Below are 13,458 nucleotides of genomic sequence, written 5' to 3' on the forward strand. Positions count from 1 at the left end.
GCTGGCTTGTCTGCGATGGCGCCCGGTCAGCCGCCCCCATTTCAAGCCTTGATGAAATGCTTGCGGTAATGCTGCAGCTCGGCGATCGACTCGCGAATATCATCCAGCGCCAGATGGGTGCTGCCTTTATGGAAGCTGTCTTTGACTTCCGGCGCCCAGCGCGCGGCCAGTTCCTTGAGCGTGGACACATCCAGGTTGCGGTAGTGGAAGTAGCTTTCCAGCGCCTTCATGTGGGTATAAAGGAAGCGGCGGTCCTGGCAGATGCTGTTGCCGCAGATCGGCGATTTGCCCTTGGGCACCCACTGTTCCAGAAAGGCAATGGTTTCGGCTTCGGCTTCGGCCATGCTGATTCGGCTGTCGCGTACACGCTGAGTCAAGCCGGAGTTGCCATGGGTGCGGGTGTTCCACTCATCCATAGTGGCGAGCACGGCGTCGCTGTGGTGGATGGCGATCACCGGACCTTCGGCCAAGGTGTTGAGGTTGCTGTCGGTGACAATGGTCGCCATCTCGATGATGACGTCGGTGTCAGGGTTCAGACCGGTCATTTCCAGATCGATCCAAATCAGGTTCTGTGGGTTTTGCATGGCTTGATTCTCTTGGCACCTTGGCGTAGCTGCGCAGTTTAGCAGGCGGGGCCGTGCTAGACTCGCGACCGTTTTACCCAACCTTTGCATTATCGACACGGAACACCAATGGCCAAACGCCAGCTCAACCGTCGCCAAAACTGGCGCATCGAAAAGATTCAAGGTGAGCGCGCCGCACGCGCCGCCAAACGTGAATCCTCCGCCGTGGAAGCGCTCGAGGGCGGCGACCTGGGCCCCGAGCAAACGGGCCTGGTGATCGCGCACTTTGGTGTGCAGGTCGAAGTCGAGGCGCTGGAAGGCGAACTCGCAGGCCAAGTATCCCGCTGCCACTTGCGCGCCAACCTGCCTGCACTGGTCACCGGCGACAAGGTGGTGTGGCGCGCCGGCAACCAGGGCATCGGCGTGATCGTCGCTCAACTGCCGCGCACCACCGAACTGCGTCGTCCTGACAGCCGCGGCCAACTCAAGCCGGTAGCGGCCAACGTCGACATGATCGTGATCGTGTTCGCACCGTTGCCCGAGCCCCATGCCAACCTGATCGACCGCTATTTGGTGGCGGCTGAGCATGCTGGTATTCGCCCGCTGTTGCTGCTGAACAAATTCGACCTGATCGACGAACAGAACGCCCCAGCGCTCAATGCGTTGCTGGCGGTCTACCGCACCTTGGGTTACCCAGTGCTGGAAGTCTCGGCTCACCACGGCAACGGCATGGAACAGCTGCAACAGCAGTTGGACGGACGCATCAGTGTGTTTGTCGGCCAGTCGGGCGTTGGCAAGTCATCGCTGGTCAACAGCCTGCTGCCGGAAGTAGACACCCGTGTAGGCCCGCTGTCGGAACTGTCCGGCCAGGGCACTCATACGACCACCACCGCGCGATTGTTCCACTTCCCCGGCGGCGGTGAGCTAATCGACTCCCCAGGCATTCGCGAATTCGGCCTCGGCCACGTCAGCCGCAGCGATGTGGAAGCCGGCTTTATCGAGTTCAACGACCTGATCGGTACGTGCCGCTTCCGCGACTGCAAACACGACCGCGAGCCGGGCTGTGCGTTGCTCAAGGCCCTGGACGATGGCCGTGTGCAGCAGCAGCGGATGAACAGCTACCGGTCGATTATTGCGAGCTTGCCCGAGAGCAGTTACTAAATCGACCCAGCATTGTGGTGAGCGGGCTTGTCCCGCTCACCACAACTGCAGAAGGACTTACGAGCCCGTCTTAGGCGCCGTAGGATCCTTCATCCCACCATCGTCAAACAGGTTCAGCTTCTGCCGCAGTTCATGGGCCGGCAACGGCTCCTGCCCTGGCGGAATGGCATTCGGGTCAACCGGCACTTCGCCCGGCGCGCCCGCACCTGGGGTTGGCACGACAGGTGGCTGATCACCTTCTATCGCACGCTGAGCCTTCTTGGTCAGCACGACGATATCAATGCGCCGGTTGATCGGATTGAACGGATCCTTGGGTTCAAATAGCTGCGAGGAGGCAAAACCCACCACGCGCGCCACTTGCGGGTCGGGGTAGCTGCCTGCCACCAACGCACGACGGGCAGCGTTGGCGCGGTTGGCCGAGAGTTCCCAGTTGCCGAAGTCACCCTGGCCGGCATACGGCTTGGCGTCCGTGTGGCCGCTGATGCTTATCTTGTTCGGCACTGCCTTGATGGTGTCAGCCATGGCCAGCAGGATGTCTTCGAAGTACGGCTTCAGCCGCGCACTGCCGGAATCGAACATCGGCCGGTTGGCTGCATCAGTGATCTGGATGCGCAAGCCTTCCGGAGTGATCTCGAACGAGATCTGATCCTTGAATTTCAGCAACTGCGGATTTTCATCCACCTTGGTCTGCAACTCTTGCAGCAACAGCTCCAGGCGTTCCTGCTCAACCTGTTCAGCCATGCTCTCGACGGTGTCGCGCTCGATCGGGATGTTCTCCTGAGGCGATTCAGTCTTGACCTCTGGATTGATGGTGCGCTCAGGGGCCAACTGCGGCGAGCCGCCCAGGTCGATCACAAAGGGCGTGCCGCTCTCCGAGAAGCCAATCGGATCTTTGAAGTAACCGGCGATGGCGATCTTCTGTTCGGGCGTGGCGGTCGACATCAGCCACAGCACCAGGAAGAACGCCATCATCGCCGTCGCAAAGTCGGCGAAGGCGATTTTCCAGGCGCCGCCATGGTGCCCCGCAGCGAAGCGCTTGACGCGCTTGATGATTATCGGCTGGTTGTTTTCCATGGCTTAGCGACCGCGAACCGCTTGTTCCAGCTCGGCGAAACTTGGGCGATGCTTCGGGTACAAGACCTTGCGACCGAACTCCACTGCCAACGATGGCGGCATGCCGGACGCGGACGCTACCAGACTGGCCTTGATCGATTCGTACAGGTTGATTTCTTCCTTGGCATCGTGAGCCAGGGAGGTGGCCAGCGGGCCGAAGAAACCGTAAGCGGCGAGAATACCGAAGAAGGTACCCACCAGCGCCGCACCTACGTGCATACCGATGGCCGCCTGATCGCCCTCGCCCAGGGAGGCCATGGTCACCACGATACCGAGTACCGCCGCGACGATACCAAAGCCGGGCATGCCGTCGGCCACACCGGTCACGGCATGGGAAGGATGCTCCAACTCTTCTTTAAGGCTGAACAATTCCATGTCGAACAGGCCTTCCAGCTCATGGGGAGCCATGTTGCCGGAGGACATGATGCGCAGGTAATCGCAGATATAGGCGGTCATGCGCTCGTCTTTGAGCACGGCCGGGTACTTGGCAAAAATCGGGCTGGCAGAGGCGTCCTCGATGTCGGCCTCAATGGCCATCATGCCTTCGCGGCGGCTCTTGTTGAGGATCTCGTACACCAGGCCCAGCACTTCCAGGTAGAAGGTATGAGTGAAGCGCGAACCGAACATGGCCAGCGATTTCTTGACCACGTGCATAGTCATGTAACCGGGGTTGGCCTGAAGGAAAGCGCCCAGTGCAGCACCGCCAATGATCATCACCTCGAAAGGCTGGATCAGTGCCGCAATTTTACCGTGGGACAGGACGTACCCGCCGAGCACGCTCGCGAAGACGACGATGATGCCGATAATTTTAGCCATAGGAGATGAGTACTTGCGCCGTCGGGTTCATGGACATATTTGGGGGAACTGGAAAACTCTTGTTCCTCTTATCGGCAAAACTGCGCCAGACTATAGCCCGTTAAGGCGAAAAGCCAGTTCGGCCCGCTCCGGGCGTGTTGACCGCAAGTGATGATCGCGCCCCAATCATGGCTAATGAAACGACAGTCCCATCTGTAAGACCTATCTCTCTCGCCGCTTGGATCAAGCGCCTGGACGACGTGCTGCTGCCAGTTCCCCAGGCCAGCCACGACCGTGTGTGCAAAGCCATCCGCGACAGCCGCAGTTCGTTGCGAGATATTGCCGAGCTGATGCAAAACAGCCCGGCTTTGGTACTCAGCGTCATGCGCGAGGCCAACAGCCATAACCATGGCAGCCTGGCGGAGCCGGCGGAAAACCTCGAAGTAGCGCTCAATCGCCTGGGCCTCAAGCGCGCCGAGGAACTGCTGGCGCGCCTGCCCTCGGTGCCCGCCCAAGAGATTCCCGTAGCATTGCGTCAACTGTTGCTGGTGAGCCAGCACGCGTCGCAGCAAGCCAACGGTCTGTTCGGCAGTCGTCTGGCGCGGCTTTGGCAAGACATCCACTGGGGTAGCCTGCTGTTTCTGTCGCCGCTGTGGCCGATGGCCGTTGCCTACCCCAAGCTCCTTGAAGAGTGGGAACTGCGTGTCATCCACAAGGGCGAGCCTGCACGCAAAGTCGAGCAGGAGCTGTTCGGCGTGCGCCTGCTGGACCTGTGCCTAGGCCTGACCGAAGCCTGGCACCTACCGATCTGGGTATCCCAGGGCTATAACCTGCTGTTGAACGAGCAACGCTTGCTGGTCAAGGCACTTCATATCGCCCGTGAAGACGACTCATTGCGCCATCAGCAATTGCTAGACGCCGAACCCAACCTGCGCCGTTGGCTGAACCAGCCGGCCAATACCGTGCTGCTAGCCAACGGCCTGGCGATGTCAGCCCAAGAGTCCTGGACCTGCCCGCACACTCAACGCTGGCAATACCTTACCGCGCTGTATTTGCAGCAACCGCTGGCTGAAGTGCAGCAACAATCTCACCAACAAGCCGTCACCAGCGCCCGCAGCACTCTAATGCCCGACCTCTGGCACCCGGCGCTGTCGCTGATCTGGCCGTGGAATGTGCAGAAGATTCATCGCGGCCTGCTGCCGGCGCCGCCACCGACTGCCGAGGCCCTGGCCGTGTGGCGTAACCGCTGCACCGAACTGCTGTTGGAACCAAGCCGCTTTGCCAACGCCATGCATTTGACCACCTGCGCCAAGGAAGCTCTGGTGGCCAGCGGCATGCAGCGAGTCTTGTTGTTCATGGCCGATCGCGCCCTGAGCACCTTGCGCGTGCACCAGGCCGACGGTCTGCCCAAAGACGCCGCCAACTTGAGCCTGGACGTGGTCAACAGCACGCTGCTACAGCGCCTGCTGGAGAAATCCGCCCAAGTACGCCTCACGCCGGATAACCACGCGCAGTTCTCGGCCTTGCTGCCGCCGATCCTGCGCCGTCTGTTCACAGGCGAACACCTGCTGTTGCGTTCGATGAGCTGCAACGGCCGCGTGGTAATGCTGATGGTCGCCGACCAGGGCGGCGGACCGTTTTCGGAAACCACCGTGCAGGCTTTCGGCAAAACCGCCCAGTGCATAGAGAAAGCCCTGCACAGCTTTACCAACCGCAGCGCCTGATGCTTGCGCTACAATCGCCGTCCTTTATCGCCAACATTTGTGCCCAGGAGACCTCACATGCCTGACTTCTCTGGCTTGCCGCTGGTGATCGAATCCAGCGACCTGCTCGGTCAACTGGATGCCGAACACCTGATTCTGGTGGACCTCACCAGTGCCGCCCGCTACGCCGAAGGGCATATCCCCGGCGCGCATTTCGTTGACCCCAAGCGCACCCAACTGGGCCAGCCGCCGGCCCCCGGCCTGCTGCCCAATAAAGCCGACCTGGAAAAACTCTTCGGCGAATTGGGCCACACGCCCGACGCCACCTACGTGGTGTACGACGACGAAGGCGGCGGCTGGGCCGGGCGCTTTATCTGGCTGCTCGACGTAATCGGCCACCAGAAATACCACTACCTCGACGGCGGCCTGCTGGCCTGGCTGGAGGAGAAATACCCCGTTTCCACCGAAGTGCCCGGCCCCGTCGGCGGCCCCGTCAGCCTCACGCTGCATGACGGCCCCACGGCCACCCGCGAATACCTGCAAAGCCGTCTCGGCGCGGCCGACCTGGGTATCTGGGACGCACGCGGCCCGCTGGAATATTCCGGCGAGAAGGTACTCGCCGCCAAAGGCGGGCACATCCCCGGCGCGGTAAATTTCGAATGGACTGCCGGCATGGACAAGGCGCGCAGCCTGCGTATCCGCCGCGACATGCCGCAGATCCTCGAAGACCTCGGGCTGACGAAAGATAAAGAAATCATCACCCACTGCCAGACTCACCACCGCTCTGGCTTCACCTACCTGGTGGCCAAGGCGCTCGGTTATCCCCGAGTCAAAGGTTATGCCGGTTCCTGGGGCGAATGGGGCAACCACCCCGACACCCCCGTTGAGATTTAAGGTTTAAGGACAGTTATGAAAAAGCAGTTGTTTATCCTCAGCCAGTACTTGCTGCCGCACCATTTGCTGTCGCGCCTCGCTGGCTGCATTGCCGAGTGCCGCGTGCGTTGGTTCAAGAACGCTTTCACCACCTGGTTCGCTAAACGCTACCAAGTAGACATGTCCCAGGCGTTGGTTGAAGACGTGACCGCCTACGAGCACTTCAACGCCTTCTTCACACGCGCCCTCAAAGATGGCGCGCGCCCGCTGGATCAAACCCCAGGCGCGGTGCTCAGCCCCGCCGATGGCGCGGTCAGCCAGCTTGGTCCGATTGAGCATGGGCGTGTGTTCCAGGCTAAAGGCCACAGCTTTAGCGTGCTGGAGTTGCTGGGTGGCGATGCGGCCTTGTCGGCACCGTTCATGGGCGGGGACTTCGCAACGGTTTATCTGTCTCCGAAGGACTACCACCGTGTGCACATGCCATTGGCTGGCACCCTGCGGGAAATGGTCTATATCCCAGGCCGTATCTTCTCGGTGAACCAGACCACCGCCGAAAATGTGCCGGAGCTGTTTGCGCGTAACGAGCGTGTCGCCTGCATCTTCGACACCGAGCGCGGTCCGATGGCCGTCGTGTTGGTGGGTGCGATGATCGTCGCGTCGATTGAAACCGTATGGGCTGGCCTGGTGACCCCACCGAAGCGCGAACTGAAAACCTTCCGCTACGACGAAGCGGCGCGTGCGCCTATTCATCTGGAGAAAGGTGCGGAGCTGGGTCGCTTCAAGTTGGGTTCGACCGCGATTGTGCTGTTTGGGCCGGATCAGGTGAAGTGGGCTGAAGAACTGGTGGCGGGTTCGCCAGTGCAGATGGGCCAAGGTATCGCTTTACCTAAAGCCTGACACCGAACCCAATGTGGGAGGGGGCTTGCTTCCGATAGCGGGGTATCAGTCAACACATCAGTGACTGAACCACTGCCATCGGGGGCAAGCCCCCTCCCACATTTAGTCAGTTACAGCTGACCGTCGCGGTCGCGAAAGCCCAGCAGATACAGCACGCCATCCAACCCCAAGGTCGAAATCGCCTGCTTGGCCGATTGTTTGACCAATGGCTTGGCGCGGAACGCCACGCCCAAACCGGCGATTGCAAGCATCGGCAAGTCGTTGGCGCCGTCACCGACCGCAATGGTCTGCTCCAGACGCAAACCTTCCTTGTGTGCCAATTCCTTCAGCAGATCCGCCTTGCGCTGCGCGTCGACAATCGGCTCGACCGCGACGCCGGTCACCTTGCCATCGACCACTTCCAGCTCGTTGGCGAACACATAGTCGATGCCCAGCTTTGCCTGCAATTGCTTGGCAAAGTAGGTGAAGCCGCCGGACAGGATCGCAGTCTTGTAACCCAGACGCTTGAGTTCGGCGAACAGGGTTTCGGCACCTTCCGTCAGGCGTAGCGAGGCGCCGATGGAATCCAGCACGCTGACATCCAGGCCTTTGAGCAGTGCCAGGCGCTCCTTGAAGCTGGCGCGGAAGTCCAGCTCGCCGGCCATGGCGCGCTCGGTGATCGCGGAAACCTGCTCGCCCACGCCGGCGGCTTTGGCCAGTTCGTCGATGACTTCGGCTTCGATCAGCGTGGAGTCCATGTCGAATACCGCCAGGCGACGGTTACGACGGAACAGCGAATCTTCCTGGAACGCGATGTCGACATTCAGCTCCTGGGCCACGCTAAGGAATTCGGCGCGCAGGGCCTGCGGATCGGCCGGCTCGCCGCGAACGGAGAACTCGATGCAGCCCTTGCCCTGATCTGCCGGCGTGTCCAGCGGCATGCGCCCCGACAGACGGTCGATATGGTCGATATTCAAACCATACTGCGCGGTAATGGAGCTGACGCGCTGCAGTTGTTCGGCGGTGACCTTGCGGGTCAGTAACGTGACGATATGGCGTTTCTTCCCTTGGCCAGCCACCCAATGCTGGTAGTCGTCTTCGGAAACAGGGGTGAAACGCACCTGTTGATCCAGCTTATACGCCGTAAACAGGATGTCCTTGAGTACGGACGAGGCCTGTTCGGTGCTGGGGATTTCAACCAGGATGCCGAACGACAGGGTGTCGTGGATCACTGCCTGGCCAATGTCGAGAATGTTCACACCACCCTGGGCCAGAACACCGGTAATGGCGGCGGTAAGACCCGGGCGGTCTTCACCGGTGATGTTAATCAGGACAATTTCGCGCAAGGCGCACCCCCAGGCTGGAAAAAAACCGCATTCTACCCACTTTCAGTGACCATCGGGCACAGCCAGCGCTTTGCCGGTCCTAGGCCTGTCGCTATACTGCGCGTCAACTTCACGGACCGAGAGCCGAGCGCAAGTGAACCGGCCCACGCCAGTAAAAACCGATAACTTCTTCCTGCTGATCTTCCGGGCACTGCGCCACCGCCGTGTACCGATCGCATTACGCATCGCCAGCCATAACGTGATCCTGGTGGCCTTGGCCCTGGTGATCTATGCCTGCGTGATGGGTTTGCAGTTCAAACAGGCCATGCACGAGCAAGCCGACGCCCTGGGCGAGAGCTTGACGACCCAGACCGCCACCTCGGCGACTGAGCTGTTGGTGTCCAACGACATCCTCAGCCTCAACGTGCTGCTCAACAACCTGACCAAAAACCCGCTGGTGGCCCACGCCGCCATCTACAGCGTGGACAACCGGATCATGGCCGAAGCCGGGCAACGCCCGAAAAACGGCCTGCTGGGTGAAGCCGAAGGCCTGTACCAGAGCAACATAACGTTCCAGGATGTGAAGGCCGGTCAACTGCGCATCAGCCTGGACATGCAGCAATTCCAGCAGCCGATGACCATCAGCCTGCAAAGCATGGGCATCCTCAGCGCAATCCTGCTGGCACTGGCCTTGGCCTTAAGCCTGCGGCTGGGTCGGCACATTTCTACGCCATTGATGCAACTGCGCATCTGGTTACGGGATATCGACGAACACACGCCAGCCACCGACCGCCAGGACGAAATCGGCGACCTCGCCCGCCAACTCCACGCCAGCTTCGCCCCGGAACCGGTGGTTCGTGAGGTGGAGCCGGAACCTGAGTTCGACGACACCGATTACGACGACGAGCCCGAGTTTGAAGTGCGCGACCTGCGTGATCCTGGCTTCGACGAAAGCACCCCGGTGGCAGGCCTCAAGCCTGCAACACGCAAGGTCATCCAGGCTGAAGAAGACGAGCTGGACGATGAAGACCCGTTCGCCGACCTGCGCGACACCTCGGCCAACAGCCCGGCCGTCGCGCCGAAACCGGTACCTGCGAGGAACACCGAGCCCCAGCACAGCGCCGTATTGGCCGTGCAACTGGGTGCCCAGGACCAACTGCGCCGCCTGCCCCGCGCACGCCTGACGGAACTGCTGGAACGCTATCGCGATTGCCTCGACCAAGCGGCCTCGCTGTACCAGAGCGAACTGCACACCCTGAACGATGGCAGCACGCTGATGCTGTTCCACAGCGAAGACAGCGGCGAAGACTACCTGACCAACGCCATCTGCTGCGGCGAACTGCTGCGCGCCCTGGGCCATGCCCTGCAGATCGAAGTGGCGGACAGCGGCATCACCCTGCAACTGCAACTTGGCTTGACGGTAGGTGACGACCTGTTTGGCATGAGCCAGATCGACCTGCTGCTGACCGAAATCGCCCAAGACGCCCTGGCCCTTTCGCAACACAGCCGCAACCTGCTGCTGGTGGAGCGCAAGATCAGTGAAGACACGCTGATCCGCCAACGCGCTCGCATCCGACCGATTGCCAGCCCTGAAGGCGCAAGCTGTGTGGAGCGGTTGATGGAGCCGTATCCCTCGATGCTTGAACGCCAGTTGGCGCGGATGCATGAGACTCGCTCCAAGCCCTGAAGAACACCGCCGAACCAATTGGGAGGGGGCTTACCCCCGACTGCGGAGCATCAGTTAGCACATCATTAACTGAACCGACGCTATCAGGGACAAGCCCCCTTCCACACTTGATCTGCGCCGTGACTTATATCTCCACAAACAAAAAGGCCCGCTAAGTCAGCGGGCCTTTTTTGTTGGAGTTGTTTCAGATCAGAACCTGAACACTTCCATATCCGTACGAATGGGCGTAGCCATCGGCATCTTCGGCTTCTGCGGCTCTGCTGGCTTGGCCTGCACCGCCGGAGCTTGCTTGCGCGGCGCCTCGGCAATCGGCGGCTGGTTAGCCAGTGGTTTGAGGGCCACCGACAACTGCTGTGCCAAGTGCTGCAACAGCACGCCCTGGGCCTGGACCTGGGATGCCGTGGAACCGGTGTGTTCTTCCTGCAGGTGCACGATACGGTTATCGCGCACCTGGCCACGACGGTCGATCAAGCGCCACTGTGCATCCAGGATTGCCGGTTGCGACACACCCGAGTCGAGGCGCGTAATGGTCAGCAACACCTGCACATCCGGGCTGAAACCCGTCGGTGCGGGTGCCAGTACCACGCGCTGGCTATCGAGATGGCCCGCGACTTGGCGCAATACCAACTGGTTGATATCCGAAGACAGGCTACCCGCCCAACGACCATCGGTGGAACCTTGCAGGCTACCGTCATTCTGACGCTGCAGCAGAGTTTCGCGTTGCAGGTAGTCGGCAACGACCACCGGGCCCAGCAGAACTGCCATACCGGCACTTTGTGCAGGTTGCGCCGGACTTCCGCTGTCCAGCTGGTACAGCGACACCGGTTGGTGTGTGCTGCAACCCGCCAACCCCAAAAGGCCAGCGAGCATCAAAAATAAAGGAAGGCGTGGAGCAGTCATCATCCCATCCAGGTGGCTGCCACAAGGCGAACCACAATGTAATACTAAAAATAACCTAAACACGCTCGGCCACGCCGGCGCTGGAAAGGCCATATCATCCGTGAATATGCGCCATGACTCCAGCGCCAAAGAGTCGATCTACGCTTTAAATCGTAGATCGAGGGCTCTAATACGCCTTAAACCGGCGTTTCCACCAGCAAAGCATCCACACGCTGGAAGCCGCGAGGCAGTTTATTACCGCGACGACCACGCTCGCCCTTGTAGTGTTCAAGGTCGTCAGGGCGCAATGACAACGTGCGCTTGCCGGCCTGGAGCACCAGGGTGGAACCTTCCGGGATCACCGCGATGTCGGTCACGTACTCTTCGCGACTGGCCACCCGCTCCCCTGGAATACCAATAATCTTGTTGCCCTTGCCTTTGCCCAGCTGGGGTAGATCGCTGATCTTGAACACCAGCAGACGCCCTTCGGTGGTCACCGACGCCAGCCAATTGCTCTCACGGTCATCTACCGGTCGCGGCAGGATCACCTTGGCGTTATTCGGCAGGCTCAACAATGCCTTGCCCGCCTTGTTCTTGGCCTGCAGGTCTTCACCCTTGACCACAAACCCGTAACCGGCGTCGGAGGCGATGACGTACAGCGAGTCATCGTCCGGCAGCAGCACGCATTCAAAATTCGCCCCTGGTGGCGGCGTTAGACGCCCGGTCAACGGTTCGCCCTGCCCCCGTGCTGACGGCAAGGTGTGCGCCGGCACTGAATAGCTGCGCCCCGTCGAGTCGATAAACACCGCAAACTGGTTAGAACGCCCGGCCGCGGCGGTTTTAAAACCATCACCCGCTTTGTACGACAAGCTAGTGGCGTCAATATCATGCCCCTTGGCCGAACGAACCCAACCCTTTTCCGACAGAACGACGGTAATTTTCTCGTTTGGCAGCAGTTCGGTTTCTGTCAGCGCCTTCGCTTCAGCACGCTGCACGATTGGCGAACGACGGTCATCGCCGTAGGTTTCGGCGTCTTTGATCAGCTCGGTACGCACCAGCTTTTTCAGCTTGGCTTCACTGCCCAACAGGGCTTGCAGCTTGGCTTGCTCCTTAAGCAACGCGTCTTGCTCGTCGCGCAGTTTCATTTCTTCCAGTCGCGCCAATTGACGCAAGCGGGTGTCGAGAATGTAGTCAGCCTGGATCTCGCTCAGCTCGAAGCGCGCGATCAATTCGGCTTTCGGGTGCTCGGCGGTACGGATGATGTGAATCACTTCATCCAGGTTGAGATAGGCAATCAGCAAGCCGTCCAACAGGTGCAGGCGGCGCTCGACCTTGTCCAAGCGGAATTGCAGGCGGCGACGAACGGTTTGTACGCGGAACTCCAACCACTCCACCAGCAGGTTGCGCAGGTTTTTCAGCTGCGGCTTACCGTCCAGACCGATGATGTTGATGTTGACCCGGTAGCTGGACTCAAGATCGGTACTGGCGAACAGGTGCTGCATCAGCACTTCGTGATCAACCCGGCTGTTGGTCGGGATGATCACGATACGGCATGGGTTTTCGTGGTCGGACTCGTCACGCAGGTCGGCGACCTGGGGCAGTTTCGACGGTTTGGCCTGCATCAGCGCAGCAATCTGCTCCAACACTTTGGCGCCCGACACCTGATGCGGCAGAGCGGTGACGATAATGTCGCCGTCCTCAATGTGGTACACAGCGCGCATGCGCACCGAGCCCTTGCCAGTTTCGTACATCTTCAGCAGATCGGCGCGCGGCGTGATGATTTCCGCTTCGGTCGGGTAGTCCGGGCCCTGGATATGCTCACAGAGCTGCTCGACGGTCGCCTTTGGCTCATCCAGCAAGCGTACGCAGGCGGTGGCGACTTCCCGCAGGTTGTGCGGCGGTACGTCGGTGGCCATGCCGACCGCGATACCGGTGGTGCCATTGAGCAGGATGTTCGGCAAACGTGCCGGCAACACCAGAGGCTCGTCCAGTGTGCCGTCGAAGTTCGGGCCCCAATCCGCAGTACCCTGGCCCAGTTCGCTGAGCAGCACTTCCGAGTAACGCGACAACCGCGCCTCGGTGTAACGCATCGCGGCGAAGGACTTGGGATCATCCGGCGCACCCCAGTTACCCTGGCCGTCCACCAGCGTGTAGCGGTAGCTGAACGGTTGGGCCATCAGCACCATGGCTTCGTAGCACGCCGAGTCGCCATGGGGGTGGAACTTACCCAGCACGTCACCGACGGTACGCGCCGATTTCTTGTGCTTGGAATCGGCATCCAGGCCCAACTCACTCATGGCGTAGATAATGCGCCGCTGTACGGGCTTGAGGCCGTCGCCGATATGCGGCAACGCGCGGTCCATGATCACGTACATGGAGTAGTTGAGGTAGGCATTTTCGGTGAAGTCAGCCAGCGACCGGCGTTCTACGCCGTCTAAGCTGTCTGCGAGGATGTCACTCATGCGGGCCTCATCATTGTTTGG

11 protein-coding genes are annotated in these 13,458 nt (G+C 60.5%); 5 read left to right on the forward strand and 6 right to left on the reverse strand.

Going from position 1 to position 13,458, the window contains the following annotated elements:
• Positions 1-41: 41 nt before the first annotated feature.
• Positions 42-584 (reverse strand): oligoribonuclease, encoded by a 543-nt coding sequence (gene orn / locus CKW32_RS22795; RefSeq protein WP_024073074.1) that lies wholly within the window; start codon positions 582-584, stop codon positions 42-44.
• A 108-nt stretch (positions 585-692) separates the two neighbouring features.
• Between orn and rsgA the strand changes: the two genes are divergently transcribed.
• Positions 693-1,724, forward strand: coding sequence for a small ribosomal subunit biogenesis GTPase RsgA (rsgA, locus tag CKW32_RS22800; RefSeq protein ID WP_095186071.1), 1,032 nt, complete (start codon positions 693-695; stop codon positions 1,722-1,724).
• A 57-nt stretch (positions 1,725-1,781) separates the two neighbouring features.
• Here the strand turns inward: rsgA and motB are convergent, their stop codons facing one another.
• Together motB and motA are read right to left on the reverse strand one after the other, a co-directional pair.
• Complete coding sequence (gene motB, locus CKW32_RS22805; protein WP_032890466.1) at positions 1,782-2,798, reverse strand: flagellar motor protein MotB; 1,017 nt, start codon at positions 2,796-2,798, stop codon at positions 1,782-1,784.
• A gap of 3 nt (positions 2,799-2,801) precedes the next feature.
• Positions 2,802-3,653 (reverse strand): flagellar motor stator protein MotA, encoded by an 852-nt coding sequence (motA, locus tag CKW32_RS22810; protein WP_032890464.1) that lies wholly within the window; start codon positions 3,651-3,653, stop codon positions 2,802-2,804.
• Between the two features lie 167 nt (positions 3,654-3,820).
• Between motA and CKW32_RS22815 the strand changes: the two genes are divergently transcribed.
• The 3 genes from CKW32_RS22815 to asd are packed head-to-tail and all read left to right on the forward strand — an operon-like array spanning position 3,821 to position 7,105.
• Complete coding sequence (locus tag CKW32_RS22815; RefSeq protein ID WP_032890462.1) at positions 3,821-5,356, forward strand: HDOD domain-containing protein; 1,536 nt, start codon at positions 3,821-3,823, stop codon at positions 5,354-5,356.
• 57 nt (positions 5,357-5,413) lie between these two features.
• Complete coding sequence (locus CKW32_RS22820; RefSeq protein ID WP_095186072.1) at positions 5,414-6,229, forward strand: rhodanese-like domain-containing protein; 816 nt, start codon at positions 5,414-5,416, stop codon at positions 6,227-6,229.
• 15 nt (positions 6,230-6,244) lie between these two features.
• The gene (gene asd, locus CKW32_RS22825; RefSeq protein ID WP_095186073.1) at positions 6,245-7,105 is read left to right on the forward strand and encodes an archaetidylserine decarboxylase; all 861 of its coding nucleotides are present in this window, start codon (positions 6,245-6,247) and stop codon (positions 7,103-7,105) included.
• Positions 7,106-7,215: 110 nt separating this feature from the next.
• Here asd and serB read toward each other — a convergent pair whose 3' ends face one another.
• Complete coding sequence (gene serB, locus CKW32_RS22830; RefSeq protein WP_032890457.1) at positions 7,216-8,430, reverse strand: phosphoserine phosphatase SerB; 1,215 nt, start codon at positions 8,428-8,430, stop codon at positions 7,216-7,218.
• A 133-nt stretch (positions 8,431-8,563) separates the two neighbouring features.
• Between serB and CKW32_RS22835 the strand changes: the two genes are divergently transcribed.
• Positions 8,564-10,096 (forward strand): AhpA/YtjB family protein, encoded by a 1,533-nt coding sequence (locus CKW32_RS22835; RefSeq protein WP_032890455.1) that lies wholly within the window; start codon positions 8,564-8,566, stop codon positions 10,094-10,096.
• Between the two features lie 189 nt (positions 10,097-10,285).
• On the opposite strand, the gene CKW32_RS22840 is transcribed toward CKW32_RS22835, so the two are convergent.
• Positions 10,286-10,996 carry a membrane integrity-associated transporter subunit PqiC gene (locus CKW32_RS22840; protein WP_032890454.1) on the reverse strand — a complete coding sequence of 237 codons (711 nt, stop codon included), beginning with the start codon at positions 10,994-10,996 and terminating at the stop codon, positions 10,286-10,288.
• 176 nt (positions 10,997-11,172) lie between these two features.
• Positions 11,173-13,437, reverse strand: a complete 2,265-nt coding sequence (gene parC, locus CKW32_RS22845; protein WP_095186074.1) for a DNA topoisomerase IV subunit A — start codon at positions 13,435-13,437, stop codon at positions 11,173-11,175.
• Positions 13,438-13,458 lie beyond the last annotated feature (21 nt).

It is taken from the genome of Pseudomonas sp. Irchel 3H9, assembly GCF_900187495.1.
GTDB classification, from domain to species: Bacteria; Pseudomonadota; Gammaproteobacteria; order Pseudomonadales; family Pseudomonadaceae; genus Aquipseudomonas; species Aquipseudomonas sivasensis.

Excerpts from the sequence above, each read along its gene's own strand:
- orn (WP_024073074.1), bottom strand. The coding sequence starts at position 584 with ATGCAAAACCCACAGAACCTGATTTGGATCGATCTGGAAATGACCGGT.
- rsgA (WP_095186071.1), top strand. The coding sequence starts at position 693 with ATGGCCAAACGCCAGCTCAACCGTCGCCAAAACTGGCGCATCGAAAAG.
- motB (WP_032890466.1), bottom strand. The coding sequence starts at position 2,798 with ATGGAAAACAACCAGCCGATAATCATCAAGCGCGTCAAGCGCTTCGCT.
- motA (WP_032890464.1), bottom strand. The coding sequence starts at position 3,653 with ATGGCTAAAATTATCGGCATCATCGTCGTCTTCGCGAGCGTGCTCGGC.
- CKW32_RS22815 (WP_032890462.1), top strand. The coding sequence starts at position 3,821 with ATGGCTAATGAAACGACAGTCCCATCTGTAAGACCTATCTCTCTCGCC.
- CKW32_RS22820 (WP_095186072.1), top strand. The coding sequence starts at position 5,414 with ATGCCTGACTTCTCTGGCTTGCCGCTGGTGATCGAATCCAGCGACCTG.
- asd (WP_095186073.1), top strand. The coding sequence starts at position 6,245 with ATGAAAAAGCAGTTGTTTATCCTCAGCCAGTACTTGCTGCCGCACCAT.
- CKW32_RS22840 (WP_032890454.1), bottom strand. The coding sequence starts at position 10,996 with ATGACTGCTCCACGCCTTCCTTTATTTTTGATGCTCGCTGGCCTTTTG.
- parC (WP_095186074.1), bottom strand. The coding sequence starts at position 13,437 with ATGAGTGACATCCTCGCAGACAGCTTAGACGGCGTAGAACGCCGGTCG.